Origin of the sequence: Rathayibacter sp. VKM Ac-2805, from assembly GCF_009834265.1 — a bacterium.
Classification (GTDB): Bacteria; Actinomycetota; Actinomycetes; order Actinomycetales; family Microbacteriaceae; genus Rathayibacter.
The window spans coordinates 2,604,281-2,622,524 of the sequence record NZ_CP047185.1 but is presented as its reverse complement, the minus strand read 5'-3'; the positions used below and the strand labels follow the sequence as shown (position 1 = coordinate 2,622,524).

Here is an 18,244-nt window from a genome sequence, read left to right as displayed (position 1 = left end):
ATCGAGAACTGTCTCGACATCGAGACAGTTCGGGCCTCGGGTAGGCTGGCGGAGGCCATCCGGAGCGGTGCAGAGCCGCCCGTCCCGCACAGGTGCGGGGTCATCGACACCATGGGAGAGCAATGTCCAAGATCAAGGTTGAGGGAACGGTCGTCGAGCTCGACGGCGACGAGATGACGCGCATCATCTGGCAGAAGATCAAGGACACCCTCATCCACCCGTACCTCGACGTGAACCTCGAGTACTACGACCTCGGCATCGAGTACCGCGACGAGACGGACGACCAGGTCACGATCGACGCGGCGCACGCCATCCAGAAGCACGGCGTCGGCGTGAAGTGCGCGACCATCACCCCCGACGAGGCCCGCGTCGAGGAGTTCGGCCTCAAGAAGATGTGGAAGTCGCCCAACGGCACGATCCGCAACATCCTCGGCGGCGTGATCTTCCGCGAGCCCATCATCATCTCGAACATCCCGCGCCTGGTCCCCGGCTGGAACAAGCCGATCATCATCGGCCGCCACGCGTTCGGCGACCAGTACCGCGCCACCGACTTCGTCTTCAAGGGCAAGGGCACGCTGACCGTCGAGTTCACGCCCGAGGACGGCTCCGAGCCGATGAGGTTCGAGGTCTACAAGGCCCCGGACGACGGCATCGCGCAGGTCCAGTACAACCAGGACGCGTCGATCCGCGACTTCGCCCGCTCGTCGCTGAACTACGGCCTCTCGCGCAACTACCCGGTCTACCTCTCCACCAAGAACACGATCCTCAAGGCCTACGACGGCCGCTTCAAGGACATCTTCGAGGAGATCTTCGAGACCGAGTTCAAGGAGCGCTTCGACGCCGCGGGCCTCACCTACGAGCACCGCCTCATCGACGACATGGTCGCCTCGGCCATGAAGTGGGAGGGCGGCTACGTCTGGGCCTGCAAGAACTACGACGGCGACGTCCAGTCCGACACCGTCGCGCAGGGCTTCGGCTCGCTGGGCCTGATGACCTCCGTGCTCTCCACGCCCGACGGCAGCGTCGTCGAGGCGGAGGCGGCGCACGGCACCGTCACGCGCCACTACCGCCAGCACCAGGCCGGCAAGCCCACCTCGACGAACCCGATCGCCTCGATCTACGCCTGGACGCGCGGCCTCGCGCACCGCGGCAAGCTCGACGGCAACCAGGAGCTCATCGACTTCTCGCTCACGCTTGAGGACGTGGTCATCAAGACGGTCGAGTCCGGGAAGATGACGAAGGACCTCGCCCTGCTCGTCGGCCCCGAGCAGGGTTGGCAGACGACCGAGGAGTTCCTCGCGACCCTCGATGAGAACCTGAAGGCCCGCATGTCGGCCTGATCTCCGGCTTCGGCAGACGCGTCCGGCCCGCACGATCCTCGGATCCTGCGGGCCGGACGCGTCTCCGGGCCCGGTGGGACGCGCCCGGGCCGAGCGCCTCAGAGCGCCCGGGCGAGGTCCTCCATCGCGTGGAGCGGATCGGGCCCCGACGGCATCAGCACGACGCTCGACGCACCGGCCTCGTGCAGCAGGCCGATGCGGCGACGAGCGTCCTCGGGGGTGCCCACGACGGCCAGCTGGTCGACCCAGGCGTCGGGCAGGTCGCGGACGAAGGCGGCGCGGTCGGCGCTCTCGGCCCGCAGGCGGGCGAAGTCCTCCGCGAAGGGGAGCGGCTCGATGTGCGGCGCCCAGTCCGGCTCGCCGATCCACTCGAGTCCCGGCCGGACCGCGTCGCGCGCGGCGGCCGCGTCGTCGTCCACGGCGGCCACGTTGTAGGCGACGATCCGTCCGGTGCCGCCGAGGTGGCTGCGGGCCGCCGCGAGGTACTCCGGAGTGACGGGCTCGGCCAGGACGACCCCGTCGGCGATCCGGCCCGCGAGCGCCAGCGACTTCGGTCCGCGGACGCCGGCCAGCAGCGGCGGCACGACGGCGGGCGGCGACTCCAGGACGAGGCCGTCCACGTGCACGTAGCGGCCGGAGCGGTCGGTGCGCTCGCCGGAGAGCAGCGAGCGGATCGCGTCGAACTGCTCCTCGAGCAGGGTGAGCGGGCTGCGCGGCCAGACGCCGAGGCCGCGCATCCAGTGCGGCATCCCGTGCCCGATGCCGGCGTGGACGCGGCCGGGGAACAGCTCGGCGAGAGTGCCGAGCTCCATCGCGGTGAAGGCCGCCGTGCGGACGGCGGCGGGCAGGATGCCGATGCCGACGACGATCCGCTCGGTGGCGGCGAGCACCGCGCCGGCCTGGGCGATGCCGCCGCGGAAGCCGAGGTCCTCGACCACCCAGAGCTCGTCGAAGCCGAGCTCCTCGGCGCGGCGGGCGTAGCCGAGCACCTCGGAGGCGGGGAGATCGCGGGGGAGCAGGACGCCGACAGCGGTGTCGGAGGAGGAGGCGCGCATCCGGCCAGCGTAGGGCGTGCGGACAGGCGGAGGGCCCGCCCGCACGATCGCGGACGGGCCCTCGCTCGTCGTCCTACTCGGCGGCCGCCTCGCCGATCCGCACCTGCTCGGGGCGGGCGGTCGAGACGACCTCGATGCGGCGGGGACGCGCCTTCTCGCTGACCGGGATGGTCACCGAGAGCACGCCGTTGTCGTAGGACGCGGCGATGCGCTCGGTGTCGACGCCCTGGCCGAGGCTCAGCTGGCGGACGAAGGTCGCCGACTGGCGCTCCCGGGTGATCCAGGTGACGTCGTCGCCGCTCGCGACGGTGCGCTGGGCACGGATGGTGAGGAGCTGCCCGTCCACGTCGACGTCGACGGACCCCGGGTCGATGCCGGGGAGGTCGGCGGTGAGGACGTAGTGGTCGCCGTCCCGGTACAGGTCGATCGGCATCCGGCGGGGCCCCTGACCGGAGCCGAGGAGGGCGGTGGCGAGGCGGTCCAGCTCGCGGACGGGGTCGTAGGTGACAGCCATGAGATCACTCCATTCAGTCGTGCAACGAAGAGTTCCAAGAGTTGAGCCGACCCGGCTCAACGAGATTAAATTAGCACTCTGGGAGGGGGAGTGCCAACGGATCGGCCCCCTTCAGCGTCAACTTCGTTACCTGTTCGTAACAAAGCTGGGCAATCGAGTTCGTAGGGTCGTTTCTGTGTGGAAACCGATCCGGTTCCCAGCGAATGTGAGTAAGGACATCGATTGCCGATCCACCTGTCCCACCGACCACCCGTCCGCCGCGCTGAGAGGCGCATCCTCGCGGGCCTCGCCGTCCTCGGAGTCGCCGCGACCGCGGCCTTCGCCACCACCGGCGCCAGTGCCGCCCCTCTCGCCGGCAGTGCCTCGCTCGTCGGCGGGCTCTCCGTCGGCCAGAGCTTCGACGACGGCGACTACGTCGTCACCCTCGTCGAGCCCTCCGCGGCCACCTACCAGGGCAGCGATGCCCGCTTCGCCCGCACCGCGCCCGTCGACGGTGCGCAGCTGCAGGCCGCCTCGGCTCCGGTGGAGGACTACTCCGCCCACCTCGAGCAGCGCCAGGAGGACGTCGCCTCCGCGGTCGACGCCGCCATCGGCTACCACTACACCGTCGCCCTCAACGGCTTCTCCGCGACCCTCTCGGGCGAGCAGGCGGGCGAGCTCGCGAGCCGCCGCGACGTCGCCCAGGTCCGCAAGGTCGAGAACCTGAAGGTCGACCGCGCCGCGCAGGCCTCGCCGCTCGCCGCGGCCGCCGCCGGTACCCCCGTGCCCGACACCGGACAGCAGCGCTCCACCGACTTCCTCGGCCTCGAGGGCGAGGCCGGCGTCTGGCAGAAGCTGGGCGGCATCGACAAGGCGGGCGAGGGCGTCGTCGTCGGCGTCATCGACTCCGGCATCGCGCCCGAGAACCCCTCCTTCGCAGGCGCGCCCCTGGCGACCTCGCCCGGAGCGGCCCCCTACACGGACGGCACCACCACCTCCTTCGTGAAGTCGGACGGCGGCACCTTCGTCGGCTCCTGCTCGCCGGGGCTCCCCGCCTCCGAGCAGTGGGACGGCGACGAGTGCAACCAGAAGCTCATCGGCGCACGCTGGTTCCTCGCGGACGAGGAGGTCGGCTCGACGGACAACCCCGAGTACCGCTCCCCGCGCGACGCCGACGGACACGGCTCGCACACCGCGAGCACGGCAGCCGGCAACAACGGCGTCGAGGCGAGCGTCGACGGCTACGACTACGGGAAGATCTCCGGAGTCGCCCCGGCCGCCAAGGTCGCCGCGTACAAGGTCTGCTGGAACGGACCCGACGAGGGCACCGACGACGACGACTTCTGCTCCGGAGCGGGCATCCTCGCGGCCATCGACGCCGCGACCAAGGACGGCGTCGACGTCATCAACTTCTCGATCGGCGGCGGCTCGGCCACCTCGACCCTGACCGCGATCGACGAGGCGTTCCTCAACGCCGCCGCCGCCGGCGTCTTCGTCGCGGCCTCGGCCGGCAACTCGGGTGCGGGCGCCTCCACGCTCGACCACGCGTCGCCCTGGTACACCACGGTCGCCGCGTCCTCCATCCCGACCTACACCGCGACCGCCGCTCTCGGCGACGGCCAGAAGTTCGTCGGAGGATCCATCTCGGTCCACGAGGACGTCACCGGACCGCTGGTGAACAGCGCCGACGTCGTCCGCTCGGGCGCCGAGAACCCCGCCATCTGCGAGACCGGCACCCTCGACCCCGACAAGGTGAAGGGCACGGTCGTCGCCTGCACCGCGGGCGTCACCGCGCGCGTCTCCAAGTCGGCCGAGGTCGAGCGGGCCGGCGGCATCGGCATGCTGCTGCTCAACCCGACCCCGAACGCCCTGCACGTCGACGACCACTCGGTCCCGAGCATCCAGATCGACTCGGAGGCCTACCAGGCGATCACGACCTACGCCGGCACCGCCGGTGCGACCGTGACCCTCTCCGAGGGCAACTCGTCCGGAGCCTCCATCCCCGTCCCGCAGGTCGCCGGCTTCTCGTCGCGCGGACCCGCTGAGGCGGACGGCGCCGACGTGCTGAAGCCCGACCTCACGGCGCCCGGCGTCGCGATCCTCGCCGACAGCTTCAACGCCGAGGGCGACGACCCCGCCTTCGCGTTCGAGTCCGGCACCTCGATGTCGTCGCCGCACGTGGCGGGCCTCGGCGCGCTGATCCTCGGCGCGACCCCGAAGGCCTCGCCGTCCGCGGTGAAGTCGGCCATGATGACCTCCGCCTACGACAGCGTCGACCAGTCGGGCGCCGCGTCCGAGGACGTCTTCGCCCAGGGCGCCGGACACGTCGACCCGGCCGCGTTCCTCGACCCCGGGCTGCTCTACGAGAGCGGCACGGAGGACTGGATCGCGTTCCTCAAGGGTGCGGGCTACGTCTTCACCTCGAACCCGGTGATCGACCCGATCGCCGCGATCGACCCGTCCGACCTCAACCAGGCCTCGATCGCGATCGGCGCCCTCGCGGGCACGCAGACCGTGACCCGCACGGTCACCTCGACCGGCGCGGGCACCTACACCGCCTCGGTCGACGGCCTCGCCGGGATCGACACCGTCGTCTCGCCCTCGACCCTCTCCTTCACGGGTGCGGGCCAGACGGCGGAGTACACGGTCTCCTTCACCACCGGCTCGGCGGCGCTCAACCAGTTCGCCACCGGCTACCTGACCTGGGCGAGCGCGGAGCACGACGTCCGCAGCCCGATCGCGGTGCGCCCCGTCCTGCTGGACGCGCCCTACGAGGTCTCCGGCACCGGCTCGACCGGCACCGGCACGGTGACGGTCACGCCCGGCATCACCGGCGCGCTGCCGCTCACCGCTAGCGGTCTCGCCGAGGGCGTCCTCGCCGAGGACGCCACTGCCGCTGACGGCCACTCGGCGACGCTCCCCACGGGGAAGTCGCTGACGACCACCGTCGTGGTGCCGGAGGGCGCCGAGTTCGCCCGCTTCGATCTCGACTCGCTCGACGACGCGGCCGACCTCGACCTCACCGTCACCAGCGAGAGCACCGACAAGGTCTTCACCTCGGCGACCGGCTCGGCCGACGAGCGCGTCGACATCGCCGACCCCGCTCCGGGCGAGTACTCGGTCCAGGCCGATGTCTACTCGACCGCTCCGGGATCCTCGACCGTCACGTTCGACTTCCGCAGCTTCGTCATCACTCCGGAGAACGGTCTCGGCTCGCTGAGCACCGACCCCGCCGTGGTCGACGCCGTGCAGGGCGAGCCGATCGCGTACGCGGTCTCCTGGTCGAACCTGGCGGGCCCGGCCCGCTACCTCGGCCGTGTCGCCTACACCGACTCGGGACTCGCGACGCTCGTGAGCGTCGACGTCACCGAGGCGGTCACCCCCACCCCGACGCCGACCGCGACTCCGGAGCCCACGGGCACCCCGGAGCCGACCGCGACGCCGACGGCCGGCCCCACCGCCGGACCGGGGGAGCCCACCTCCACGCCGACCGCCGGACCGGGCGCGCCCGGCCACGGCGCCGGCGGCCTCCCGTCGACGGGCTTCGACGGCGGTCTCCTCGGAGCCGCCGCCCTCGCCCTCCTCGGTGCAGGTGCTGTGATCACCGGCCTCCGACGCCGCGCCCTGGCGCAGCGTGAGGCGGGCGCCGCGGAGTAGTCCTCCGCGACCGCCGCGAACGGCCGTCCCCCTGCTCCTCCAGGAGCGGCGGGGGCGGCCGTTCGCCGTTCCCGGGCGGGGGAGGCGGAGACGGGGCGGCTCGTGGTGCGTGCCGGGAGCAGGACCGGCCCGGCTGCGTGGGGGAACGGCTCGAGAGGGGAGGCGGGAGCGGGTCGGGGAGAGATCGACGATCAGGCGGGGCGGAGCACCTCCGACTGGGGGCCCGGCGGCGCGATCGGCCCGGGGTCCCGCTGCGGTCGCGCATCCCGGGAGGTGGATCGACGGGAGAACGCGGTGGCGACCTGCCGCTGCGAGCCGGGACGACGCGTTCGGTTCCGGTCCGAGGCGGCGGCGAGCGCACGGGGACCGCGGTGCACCCTCGGGGACAGCGGTGGACGGCTCCGAGCGAGCGCCCCCTCGGCCTGAGCGGCCGCCGTCAGGATCAGAGGGAGCGGCGTCCCGCGATGACGCCGGAGACGACGGCGAGGACGCCGAAGACGATCGCGACGACCGGCTGGCCGAGGTCCAGCCACGCCAGCGCGGCGGCGCCCATCACGAGCAGCTCGATCAGCGAGCGGCCGTAGACGTCGATCGCGAGGACCGCGCGCGGCGAGAGGAAGAGCGCCCAGATCAGCGCGGCGACCACCGGAGCGCCGATGCCGAGGACGATGTTCCACGGGAGGTCCCACGACGCGAAGCCCCAGAGGGCGAAGGTCGCCAGCGCGACGAGCTCCAGGAGGAACCGGAGGATCTCGTTCGGGCCGATCCTGATGTCGGTGCCCGCGGTGTCCGCTCCTGCTCGATTCACGCCGACCATGCTAGCCGCCGGAGGTCAGCGGAAGATGATGGTGCGGGCCCCGTCGAGGAGCACCCGGTCCTCCGCGAACCACTTGACCGCCTGCGTGAGCGTGCGGCTCTCCTCGTCCTGCCCGATCGCCACGAGCTGGGCGACCGAGTGCGAGTGGTCCACGCGGACGACGTTCTGCTCGATGATCGGCCCCTCGTCGAGGTCGCTGGTGACGAAGTGCGCGGTCGCCCCGATCAGCTTGACGCCGCGGGCGTGCGCCTGCTTGTAGGGGTTCGCGCCCTTGAAGCCCGGCAGGAACGAGTGGTGGATGTTGATGGCGCGGCCGGCCAGTCGCGCGCAGAGCTCGGGGGAGAGGATCTGCATGTAGCGCGCCAGGACCACGAGCTCGACGTCGTGCTCCTCGACGACCTCCAGCACGCGCTCCTCGAACCCGCGCTTCGACTCCGGCGAGACCACGGGTCGCGACTCGAAGGGCACGCCGTAGAACTCGGCGAGGTCGCGCAGGCTGCCGTGGTTGGACAGGATCATCGGGATGTCCACCGCGAGCTGCCCGGCGCGCTGGCGGAAGAGCAGGTCGTTGACGCAGTGCGCGGCGGTGGAGGCGAGGACGAGGGTGCGCAGCGGCCGGCCGACGACGTCGAGGCGCCAGGTCATCCCGTAGTGCTCGGTGATCGGCAGCAGGGCGGCGGCGAACTCCTCGCGGCTGATCGGCGACTCCACCTGCAGGCGCATGAAGAAGCGGCCGGTGTCGGCGCTCGAGAACTGCTGGCTCTCGGTGATGTTGCCGCGGGCCTGGACGACGGCACCGGACACGGCGTGCACGATGCCCGGCTGGTCGGGGCAGGCGAAGGTCAGGGTCCAGTGGTTTCCCGCGGGCCGGGCGCCGGACCACGCGGCGTCGCTGCCCGTCGGACGGGTGCTCGCGGGGGCGGGCCGGGGAGTCGCGGACGCGGCGGGTTCGGGCTGCATCCGCCCAGGATAACGGTGGGGCACGGGGCGGTCCGCGCGCCTCAGCCCGCATCGACGGACACGGCGGCGACGGGTCCCGTCCGCCCGTCCGGGGAGGAGTAGCGGACGCCGATCGTGTGCCTCCCGGGACCGACCTCCAGGGTCGCGGCGAGGACGGGGGCTCCGGGAGCGAGGGACCGCACCTGCTCGCCGTCGACCAGGAGGTCGAGGCCGTCCGCGTCGGGATCGGCGAGCACGAGCACGCCGACCGCGCCCCCACTCGACGCGGCCCGGGCGAGGAGCACCGGAGCGCGCAGGTCGACCGTCTCGGGGGCGCTGACTCCTGCAGCGGTGCGCGCCAGCACCGTGGTCGTGCCCGCGGGGAGGGGGAGCGCCGGCGCGGTCCAGGAGCCGTCGGCGTCGGCGGTGGCGGAGCCCACGCGGCGTCCGTCGGAGGCGTCCTCGAGGAGCACCTCGGCGCCGGGCGCGGCGGTGCCCCGGGCACCGGGCAGCAGCCGGCCGTCGGTGTCGAGCGCGAGGGTCGGTGCGGCCGGAGCGGGGGGTGCGGCCGGAGTGGGAGTCGTGACCGGAGCGGAGGTGCTCGGCGCCTCCGTCGGGACCGGCGCCGGAGTGCTCGGTACGTGCGTCGCTGCCGGAGCCGGAGTGTCCGGTGGGGGAGTCACGATCGGAACAGGAACCGGGACCGGAGTGCTCGGTGCGGGGGTCGGGACCGGGACGGAGGGCAGGGCCGGGCCGCTGCCGATCGGGCCCGGCGCGGAGCCCCCGGTCGTGGCCCCCGGCGGCCCGGAGGGGGCCGGAGCCTCGGGGACGGCGGGCTTGGGCGCCGGTGCCGCGCTGCCGGTCACGGTGGGGCGGGACGGGGCGGGCTCGGCGGCAGGAGTCGGGGAGGCGGTCGCCTCGATCCCTCTCGACGCCGGTGCGCCGACGGGTTCGGAGGACGGCTCCCGCTGCGGCGGACGTCCCGTCCTCCCGTGGGTTGCGCGCGTCGCTCCGGCATCGTCCGACGCATCCCCTCCGGCCACGGTCGGCACCGTGCTCCTCGGAGCGGCGCCGGAGCCGCTGGACCGCCCCGCCGGATCGCCGTCCGCTCCTGCACTCGCGCGGTCCGCGGCCTCCTGGTCCTCCGGGTCCGTCTCCGGTCGGTCGGCGCTCGCCGTCGCTCCTCCGCTCGACGCCGGCGCAACCGCCTCGGCCGTTGCGCGCTCGTCCACCCGCGCGGAGGCGTCCTCCGCCGCCACGAGCGCGCCGCCCCCGTTCCCGGACAGCAGCACCACCGCGCCGACGACTCCCGCGATCGCGAGTGCCGCCGCAGCGGACGCGGCGACGACCACTCCTGTTCCGCTGCCCGCTCTCGACGCTCGGACCGCGCTCGACGCTCGAACCGCGCTCGACGCCCGGACCGCGCTCGGCAGCGGACCGGAGGCCGCGCCGGAGCCCCCGCCCGCCGCCCAGGCGGCCGCACCGCTCACGCCGGCCGAGAGCGGCAGCAGCACCGACGCGAGGCGGCGCGCAGTGCTCTCGGCCTCCGCCAGCGCCTCCCGGCAGGAGAGGCACCCGTCCAGGTGCCGGTCGATGCGGTGCCTGTCCCGGACGGGGGCTCGTCCTCGCGCGTACGTCCCCGCCCGCTCGAGCACCCACTCGCACTCGCCCGTCGCCGAGGCGTCCGCCACGTGCTCCCGGATCCACGCGGAGCGCAGCCCCTCCCGCGCCCGCACCCCGAGCGCTGCGACCGCGTTGGGCCGCAGGCCCATCAGCGGTGCGGCGGCGGCGGGGGACAGGCCCTCCACCCCCGTGTACCAGAGCACCTCCTGCCAGCGCGGCGGCAGCGCCCGGAACGCGCGCGCGCCCAGGTCGCGCTCGAGGGCGGCGAGGGCGTGCGCCTCGGGATCGGGGCCGGCAGAGGGGAGGGCGCGGTCGGCCTCGTCGAACGGCCGCTCGTGCCGGTCCCGCCGGGCCCAGGATCCCGCGACGTTGCGGACGGCGGTGAAGAAGTAGGGGCGGAAGGCGCCCTCGGGTCCGCCGCCGCGCTCGATCGCCCGCAGGACGCGGAGGAACGCCTCCGAGACCAGGTCGTCGGGGTCGGAGCTGCTCGCCGACGCCCGGGCCACGGTGCGCCCGGCCGAGGAGTGGCGGCGCCAGAGCTCGGAGACCGCGTCGGTGCGGCCCTCCCGGACCAGCGCGACGAGCTCCTCGTCGCTGCGGCCGTCGATGCGCTCGGAGCGGCGTCGAGGACCCACGGCGACGCCCTCCCTCCCGGTCCCGCGCCGGGACCGCCCGAGGGATCGTCGCACGATCGCGCGTGCCCGCCCCCGACTGGCGCGACTCCCGCGCCACCCGGCCCGCTTGCTAGAGTGAGCCCGCCGCGACTGGCGTTCGGATGGGTGACCATCAGGGAGCGGCACCTCCTCCGGGGCAGCGCCCCGGACACTTTTCCCGCCGCACGCCTGGGCTGGAACGGATACCGTAGATCGGGTCGCCCGAACGAGCCGTGTCGCGCCGCCGCGACCTGCCGGGCCCCTTCCGTTTCCCAGCCAAGGAGCGTCCGTGTCCTCTTCCCCCGCCAGCCCCGGCGTCGCCGCCTCGTTCGACCAGCCCGTGTCGGTGGTCGACCCCGAGATCGCCGCCGTGCTCCAGCAGGAGCTCGACCGCCAGCGCGGCTACCTCGAGATGATCGCGAGCGAGAACTTCGTGCCGCGCGCGATCCTCGAGTCGCAGGGCTCCGTCCTGACCAACAAGTACGCCGAGGGCTACCCCGGCCGCCGCTACTACGGCGGCTGCGAGTACGTCGACATCGCCGAGCAGCTCGCGATCGACCGCGCCAAGGCCCTCTTCGGCGCCGAGTTCGCCAACGTCCAGCCGCACTCCGGAGCCTCCGCCAACGCCGCGGCGCTCGCCGCGCTCGTGCAGCCCGGAGACACCATCCTCGGCCTCGAGCTCGCGCACGGCGGCCACCTGACCCACGGCATGAAGCTGAACTTCTCGGGCAAGCTCTACAACGCGACCGCGTACGGCGTCGACCCGCAGACCTTCCGCATCGACATGGACGCGGTCCGCGAGAAGGCCCTCGAGGTCCGCCCGCAGGTGCTCATCGCCGGCTGGTCCGCCTACCCGCGTCAGCTCGACTTCGAGGCGTTCCGCGCCATCGCCGACGAGGTCGGCGCGAAGCTCTGGGTCGACATGGCCCACTTCGCCGGCCTCGTGGCGGCGGGGCTGCACCCGTCGCCGGTGCCCTACGCCGACGTCGTGACCACCACCGTCCACAAGACGCTGGCCGGCCCGCGCTCGGGGCTCATCCTCGCGAAGCAGGAGTACGCCAAGAAGCTGAACTCGGCCGTCTTCCCCGGCCAGCAGGGCGGCCCGCTCATGCACGTGATCGCCGCGAAGGCGACCGCGTTCAAGCTCGCCGGCGAGCCCGAGTTCGCCGATCGCCAGGCACGCACCATCCGCGGCGCGCAGATCCTCGCCGAGCGCCTCACGGCGGCCGACTCGAAGGCCGAGGGCATCGACGTCCTGACCGGCGGCACGGACGTCCACCTCGTCCTCGCCGACCTGCGCGACTCGCCGCTGGACGGCAAGCAGGCCGAGGACCGCCTCCACGAGGTCGGCATCACGGTCAACCGCAACGCCGTGCCGTTCGACCCCCGCCCGCCGATGGTCACCTCGGGCCTGCGCATCGGCACGCCGGCGCTCGCGACCCGCGGCTTCGGCGACACGGAGTTCACCGAGGTCGCCGACGTCATCGCCGAGGCGCTCAAGCCCTCGGCCGACCTCGAGGCGCTGCGCGGCCGCGTCGCCCGCCTCACCGACGACTTCCCGCTCTACCCCGGGCTGTAGTCGATCCGCTGCACCACCCGCGCGGCGGAGGACGGGGCACCGCCCCCCTCCGCCGCGCCACGACCGAGGAGCCCGAGATGACGGCACAGGTACTCGACGGCGTCGCGACGGCGACGGCGGTCAAGACGGAGATCGCGGAGCGGGTCGCCGCTCTGCGCGAGCGGGGCGTCGTGCCCGGGCTCGGCACGCTGCTGGTGGGGGACGATCCCGCCTCCCGCTCGTACGTCGCGGGCAAGCACCGCGACTGCGCGGAGGTCGGGATCGAGTCGATCCGCGTGGACCTCCCCGCGACCGCGTCGGCGGACGACATCCGCGCCGCCATCCGGCAGCTCAACGACTCGGAGGCCGTGACCGGGTACATCATCCAGCTCCCGCTGCCGAAGGGCATCGACGAGAACGCGATGCTCGAGCTCATGGATCCGGACAAGGACGCCGACGGCCTGCACCCCACCAACCTCGGCCGCCTGGTTCTCGGTGTCGAGGGCGAGCTGGACAGCCCGCTGCCCTGCACGCCGAACGGGATCGTCGAGATGCTGCAGCGCCACGGCATCCCGACCTCGGGCAGGCACGTCGTCGTCGTGGGCCGCGGGCTCACCGTCGGCCGTCCGCTCGGGCTCCTGCTCACGCGGAAGGGCCTCGACGCCACCGTGACCCTCACCCACTCCCGCACGGCCGATCTCGCCGCGGAGGTGCGCCGCGCCGACATCGTGGTGGCCGCCGTGGGCGTGCCCGGGCTCATCCGCGCCGACTGGGTGAAGCCCGGCGCCGCCGTGCTCGACGTGGGCATCACGCGAGTCGAGAACCCGGAGACGGGCCGCGCGAAGCTGACGGGCGACGTCGCACCGGAGGTGGCGGAGGTCGCGGGCTGGCTCTCGCCCGTGCCCGGCGGAGTCGGCCCGATGACGCGCGCGATGCTCATCCACAACGTGGTGACGGCGGCCGAGCGCGCCCTGCGCTGACCGGTCCCGCGCCACGGGACCCGCGCCGGACCGCGCTCGGGGGCGACGTCCAGTCGCCTGCCGGTAGCGTGGCCCGGCGCTCTCGCGTCCCCCACCCCGTCGGACACGTCCTCGGAGCGCGCCCCGCCCCACGAGGAGAATTCATGCTCACCGTCACCGCCTACGCCGCCCCCTCCGCGACCGAGCCGCTCGTCCCCACCACCATCGAGCGCCGCGACGTCGGACCGCACGACGTGCTCATCGAGATCGCCTACTCCGGCATCTGCCACTCCGACATCCACACCGTCCGCGGCGACTGGGGACCGGTGGCGTACCCGCTGACCGTCGGCCACGAGATCGTCGGCGTCGTGGCCGAGGTCGGCTCCGAGGTCACCAAGCACTCCGTCGGCGACCGCGTCGGCGTCGGCTGCATGGTGAACTCCTGCCGCGAGTGCGAGAACTGCCTCGCGGGCGAGGAGCAGTACTGCCTGAAGGGCAACACCGGTACCTACGCCTCCGTCGACCGCGACGGCACCATCACCCAGGGTGGCTACTCCACGCACGTCGTCGTCGTCGAGGACTTCGTGCTCCGCGTCCCGGAGTCGATCCCCTACGAGGCCGCCGCCCCGCTGCTGTGCGCGGGCATCACGACCTACTCGCCGCTCTCGCACTGGGAGGCGGGCCCCGGCAAGCGCGTGGCCGTCGTCGGCCTCGGCGGGCTCGGCCACATGGCCGTCAAGTTCGCGCACGCGATGGGCGCCGAGGTCACCGTGCTCTCGCAGACGCTCAGCAAGAAGGAGGACGGCCTCCGCCTGGGCGCCGACCACTACTACGCGACGCGCGACGAGGCGACCTTCACCGATCTCGCGAACACCTTCGACCTGATCGTCAACACGGTCAGCGCGCCCCTCGACCTCGACGCCTACCTGGGGCTCCTGCGCCGCAACGGCACGATGGTGAACGTGGGCGCTCCGGCCGAGGCGCTGCCGTTGCACGTCTTCACGCTCTTCGGCGCCCGTCGCTCCTTCGCGGGCTCGGGCATCGGCGGCATCCGCGAGACCCAGGAGATGCTCGACTTCTGCGCCGAGAAGGGCATCGCGAGCGAGGTCGAGGTCGTCTCGGCCTCGCAGATCAACGAGGCCTACGAGCGCGTCCTCGCCTCGGACGTCCGCTACCGCTTCGTGATCGACGCCTCCACGTTCGAGAAGTGAGCGCGGCCGGGGCGCTAGCCTCGGCGGCATGAGCGAACGGAGCCACCCGGCCGTCGACCGCGTCCTCGCCGACCTCGACCGGCACGGCGTGCACCCGACCGTGCGCTGGCTCGACTCGGCCGCGTCGACGGCCGCACTGGCGGCCGAGGCGCTGGGCGTCGACGTCGGTCAGATCGCCAACTCGCTCGTGTTCCTGCTCGACGGTGCGCCGTTGCTGGTCCTGACCAGCGGCGGCCACCGCGTCGACACCGCCTGGCTGGGCGTGCAGCTGGGCGGATCGATCACCCGGGCGCCGGCCGCGGAGGTGAAATCCGCGACGGGCCAGACGATCGGCGGGATCGCGCCGGTGGGCCATCCCGCGCCGCTGCGCACCGTGGTCGACACGGCCCTCGCCGCCTACGACGTGGTCTGGGCTGCGGCCGGGCACGCGCACACCGTCTACCCGACGAGCTTCGCCGAGCTGGTCCGGGTCACCGGGGGAGAAGCGCGCGCCGTCGTTCCGCCGGATCCGGCGCCGTAGCGGCTGGACGAGGAACGCCCCCTGCGACGCGAGGTCGCAGGGGGCGTCGACGGAAGCAGAGGTCAGAGCACGCGACCCGCGCCGTCGGCGGCCGTGACCAGGAAGAGCTCCGGAGTCGAGAAGCCCTTCTCGGCGAAGGCGGCGAGGACCGCGGCGCGGACCTCCTCCTCCTTCTCCACCGGGGTGAGGGCGATCGCGGAGCCGCCGAAGCCGCCGCCGGTCATCCGGGCGCCGATCGCTCCGGCGCCGCGCGCCGCCTCGACGGCGGTGTCGAGCTCGGGCACCGAGATCTCGAAGTCGTCGCGGAGTGAGACGTGGCCGGCGTCGAGCAGATCGCCGATCGCCCGGGGACCGTGCTCGCGCAGGGTGCGGACGGTCTCGAGCACGCGGACGTCCTCGGTCACGACGTGCTTCACGCGCCGGTAGGTGACGTCGTCGAGGAGCTCCTGGGCGCGCGGCAGGTCGTCGACCGTCAGCTCGCGGAGCGACGGCACGCCGAGGGTCGCGGCGCCGAGCTCGCAGGAGGCGCGCCGCTCGGCGTAGCCGCCGGTGGCGTGCGCGTGCTCGACGCGGGTGTCGACGACGAGCAGGACGAGCCCGGCCTCCTCGAAGCCGAGGGGGACGACCTCGGTGTCGAGGCTGCGGCAGTCCAGGAACACCGCGGCGTCGCGCTTCCCGAAGAGGGAGGCGGACTCGTCCATGATCCCGGTGGGGGCGCCGACCGCGACGTTCTCGGCGCGACGACCGACGCGGGCCATCGTCGCGCGGTCGAAACCGAGGTGCCAGAGCTCGTCGAGGGCGACGGCCATCGCGCACATCAGCGCCGCCGAGCTCGAGAGCCCCGCGCCGACCGGCACGTCGGAGTCGACGTACGCGTCGAAGCCCGAGCGGGAGCCCAGGTCGACGCCGTACTCGGTGAGCGCCCAGACCACGCCGAGCGGGTAGGCCGACCAGCCGGTCACGGCGCCGGGGCCGAGCTCGTCGAGAGCGACCTCGACCACGTCGGGGGAGAAGGCGCTGCTGATCCGGATCAGGCGGTCCTCCCTCGGAGCGACGGCCATCGCCGTGGCGCGGTCGATCGCGAAGGGGAAGACGAAGCCGTCGTTGTAGTCGGTGTGCTCGCCGATCAGGTTCACGCGGCCGGGGCCGGCCCAGACGCCCGCGGCGGGGCGGCCGAAGGTGCGCTCGAAGGCGGCGGCCGCGCTCTCGGCGACGGCGGTCAGGGAGGCGGGAGCGGCGGTCATCGGTTCTCCTCGGCGATGTCGGCGGCGGTGGTGGCGGGAGTGGCGGCGCCGCCGGGAAGCGAGTCGTCGCTGTGCGCGGCGACCGGCAGCGCCGCGTCGGGGCGCTGTGCGATCCCGGCCTCGAGCACGGCCGCGTCGGCCCGCTCGATCGCCGCGCGCAGGGCCGCGGCGCTCGTCTCGGGGGCGATGTCGCCGATCCAGGCGCCCATCGCGGCCTCGCTCCCCGCGAGGTACTTGAGCTTCGTCTCGGCGCGGCGGGGCGAGGTGATCTGGAGCATCAGGCGCACCTCGTCGCGGCGCTCGTGCACCGGGGCCTGGTGCCAGGCGGCGATGTAGGGCGTCGGGGTGTCGTAGAGGGCGTCGATGCCGCGGAGCAGGTGCTGGTACATCGCAGCCAGCTCGTCGCGCTCCTCCGGGGTGGTCGCCGCCAGGTCCGGGACGTGGCGGTGCGGCAGGAGGTGCACCTCGACCGGCCAGCGCGCGGCGAACGGCACGAACGCGGTGAAGTGCTCGCCGCGGAGGAGGACGCGCTCGCCGGCCTGCTCGAAGGCGAGGACGTCGGCGAACATCGACGGCCCGTAGCTGTCGAGCGAGGCGAGCAGGCGGGTCGTGCGCGGTGTGACGTAGGGGTAGGAGTAGATCTGCCCGTGGGGATGGTGCAGCGTGACGCCGATCGCCTCGCCGCGGTTCTCGAACGGGAAGACCTGCTGCACGCCGGGAAGGGCCGAGAGGGCGCCCACGCGGTCGGCCCAGGCCTCGACCACGGTCCGGGCGCGGGAGGCGCTGAGCGTGGCGAACGAGCCCTCGTGCTCGGGGCTGAAGCAGACGACCTCGCAGCGGCCGACGCTGGTCAGCGTCCGGCCGAGCCCGAGAGTGCGCAGGTCCTCCAGGGAGGCGGGCGCGTCCGCGTCCTCGAGGAGCGGGCCGAAGGAGGGGGAGCGGTTCTCGAAGACGGCGACGTCGTAGCGGCTGGGCACCTCCGACGGGTTCGTCGGCGACGCCGGGGCGAGCGGATCGAGCTCGGCCGGCGGCAGGAACACGCGGTTCTGGCGCGACGCGGCGATGGAGACCCACTCGCCGGTCAGCACGTCCTGGCGCATCCGCGCGGTGGCAGGGCGGGGGTCGAGGTGGCGTGCGTCGGCGGCGCGCTCCGGGGGGAGGGTCGTGTCGGCGTCGTCGAAGTAGAGGAGCTCGCGGCCGTCGGCCAGCGTGTGCGGGCGCTTGACGACGCCGGCGGAGAGTGTGATCGCTTCGTTCATGGCAGGAGTCAGACTAGGGCCGCATCTTCGAAAAGGAAAGCTCGTTTTCCCTTTGACAAGTCCACCGGCCCGCGGGCACGATGGGCGGATGAGGACGGACGGCGAGCAGGAGTCCACGTCGGCGATCGAGCGCCGGCTGCGGCTGCGTCTGGCCGCCGAGAGCTCGGGCTTCGTCGGGGTCGCCCCGATGGCCGACATGCTCGGGGTCTCGGTCGTCACGGTCCGCTCCGATCTCGCCCTGCTCGCGAGCGAGGGCGTCCTCCAGCGGGTGCGCGGAGGGGCGATCCCGGCGCCGAGGCCCACCGGTGAGCGCTCGCTCGAGGAGGGCCTGAGCGCCGCCTCCGACGAGAAGGCCGCGATCGGCGAGGAGGCCGCCGCCTCCGTCTCCTCCGGGCAGAGCATCGTGCTCGACGTGGGCACCACCCCGCTCGCCATCGCGCACGCGCTCGTGGCGCGGGAGGAGCTGCGCGACGTCACGGTGATCACGAACGGCCTCTCCACGGCGCTGGCGCTCGAGCCGGCCATCCCGCGCTTCACGGTCGTCGTCACCGGGGGCACTCTGCGGCCGCTGCAGCACTCGCTGGTCGAGCCGCTCGCGTCCGAGCTGCTCGAGCGGATCCGCGCCGACATCGCCTTCATCGGCTGCACCGGCGTGCACCCCGAGGCCGGCGTCACCAACGTCAACCTCCCGGAGGCGACCCTGAAGCGCCGGATGCTGCAGGCGGCGACCCGCCGGGTCGTGGTCGCGGACTCCTCGAAGCTCGGAGTGGTCGACCTCGGCCGGGTCGCCGCTCCCGACGAGTTCGACCGTCTGCTCACGGGGGCGGGCGCCGCCGACGGACTCGTCGCCGCTCTGGAGGAGGCGGGGCTCGCGGTCACCCGCTGCCGGGCGCTCGGCGAGCGCGTCAGTCCGTAG

The 18,244-nt window shown here is 73.4% G+C and carries 14 protein-coding genes; 7 read left to right on the top strand and 7 right to left on the bottom strand.

All coding sequences use genetic code 11. The features are described 5' to 3' along the window. Positions 1-122: 122 nt before the first annotated feature. Positions 123-1,340, top strand: coding sequence for an NADP-dependent isocitrate dehydrogenase (locus GSU40_RS12210; protein ID WP_104224939.1), 1,218 nt, complete (start codon positions 123-125; stop codon positions 1,338-1,340). Between the two features lie 98 nt (positions 1,341-1,438). On the opposite strand, the gene GSU40_RS12205 is transcribed toward GSU40_RS12210, so the two are convergent. Both GSU40_RS12205 and GSU40_RS12200 read right to left on the bottom strand, forming a co-directional pair. After that, entirely contained in the window at positions 1,439-2,395 is a 957-nt protein-coding gene (locus GSU40_RS12205; protein ID WP_160035141.1) for an LLM class flavin-dependent oxidoreductase, read from the bottom strand. Between the two features lie 73 nt (positions 2,396-2,468). Then, entirely contained in the window at positions 2,469-2,909 is a 441-nt protein-coding gene (locus GSU40_RS12200; RefSeq protein ID WP_104233909.1) for an Hsp20/alpha crystallin family protein, read from the bottom strand. A 222-nt stretch (positions 2,910-3,131) separates the two neighbouring features. Between GSU40_RS12200 and GSU40_RS12195 the strand changes: the two genes are divergently transcribed. Then, on the top strand, positions 3,132-6,545 hold the full coding sequence (locus GSU40_RS12195) for a S8 family serine peptidase (protein WP_160035139.1): 3,414 nt from the start codon (positions 3,132-3,134) through the stop codon (positions 6,543-6,545). A gap of 442 nt (positions 6,546-6,987) precedes the next feature. On the opposite strand, the gene GSU40_RS12190 is transcribed toward GSU40_RS12195, so the two are convergent. Genes GSU40_RS12190 through GSU40_RS17165 form a run of 3 tightly spaced genes read right to left on the bottom strand, consistent with a single transcriptional unit; the run spans position 6,988 to position 10,559 of the window. Next, positions 6,988-7,353, bottom strand: a complete 366-nt coding sequence (locus tag GSU40_RS12190; RefSeq protein WP_244229475.1) for a YrdB family protein — start codon at positions 7,351-7,353, stop codon at positions 6,988-6,990. A gap of 24 nt (positions 7,354-7,377) precedes the next feature. Next, positions 7,378-8,322 carry a formyltetrahydrofolate deformylase gene (gene purU / locus GSU40_RS12185; protein WP_104224944.1) on the bottom strand — a complete coding sequence of 315 codons (945 nt, stop codon included), beginning with the start codon at positions 8,320-8,322 and terminating at the stop codon, positions 7,378-7,380. A gap of 41 nt (positions 8,323-8,363) precedes the next feature. After that, positions 8,364-10,559 (bottom strand): sigma-70 family RNA polymerase sigma factor, encoded by a 2,196-nt coding sequence (locus tag GSU40_RS17165; protein WP_160035135.1) that lies wholly within the window; start codon positions 10,557-10,559, stop codon positions 8,364-8,366. 307 nt (positions 10,560-10,866) lie between these two features. Between GSU40_RS17165 and glyA the strand changes: the two genes are divergently transcribed. The 4 genes from glyA to GSU40_RS12160 all read left to right on the top strand — a co-directional run bounded on the left by glyA (position 10,867) and on the right by GSU40_RS12160 (position 14,825). After that, a complete protein-coding gene (gene glyA / locus GSU40_RS12175) occupies positions 10,867-12,156 on the top strand; it encodes a serine hydroxymethyltransferase (protein ID WP_104224723.1) in 1,290 nt (429 codons plus the stop codon). A 77-nt stretch (positions 12,157-12,233) separates the two neighbouring features. Continuing rightward, complete coding sequence (locus GSU40_RS12170) at positions 12,234-13,115, top strand: bifunctional methylenetetrahydrofolate dehydrogenase/methenyltetrahydrofolate cyclohydrolase (RefSeq protein ID WP_104227279.1); 882 nt, start codon at positions 12,234-12,236, stop codon at positions 13,113-13,115. A 143-nt stretch (positions 13,116-13,258) separates the two neighbouring features. After that, on the top strand, positions 13,259-14,305 hold the full coding sequence (locus tag GSU40_RS12165; protein ID WP_104233905.1) for an NAD(P)-dependent alcohol dehydrogenase: 1,047 nt from the start codon (positions 13,259-13,261) through the stop codon (positions 14,303-14,305). Between the two features lie 28 nt (positions 14,306-14,333). Next, on the top strand, positions 14,334-14,825 hold the full coding sequence (locus GSU40_RS12160; protein WP_160035133.1) for a YbaK/EbsC family protein: 492 nt from the start codon (positions 14,334-14,336) through the stop codon (positions 14,823-14,825). A gap of 62 nt (positions 14,826-14,887) precedes the next feature. Here the strand turns inward: GSU40_RS12160 and galK are convergent, their stop codons facing one another. Next, the gene (galK, locus tag GSU40_RS12155; RefSeq protein ID WP_104351847.1) at positions 14,888-16,069 is read right to left on the bottom strand and encodes a galactokinase; all 1,182 of its coding nucleotides are present in this window, start codon (positions 16,067-16,069) and stop codon (positions 14,888-14,890) included. Next, the gene (gene galT, locus GSU40_RS12150; protein ID WP_160035131.1) at positions 16,066-17,328 is read right to left on the bottom strand and encodes a galactose-1-phosphate uridylyltransferase; all 1,263 of its coding nucleotides are present in this window, start codon (positions 17,326-17,328) and stop codon (positions 16,066-16,068) included. The genes galK and galT overlap by 4 nt, the downstream gene beginning before the upstream one ends. A gap of 88 nt (positions 17,329-17,416) precedes the next feature. On the opposite strand from galT, the gene GSU40_RS12145 reads away from it, so the two are divergent. Then, the gene (locus GSU40_RS12145) at positions 17,417-18,244 is read left to right on the top strand and encodes a DeoR/GlpR family DNA-binding transcription regulator (protein WP_104288068.1); all 828 of its coding nucleotides are present in this window, start codon (positions 17,417-17,419) and stop codon (positions 18,242-18,244) included.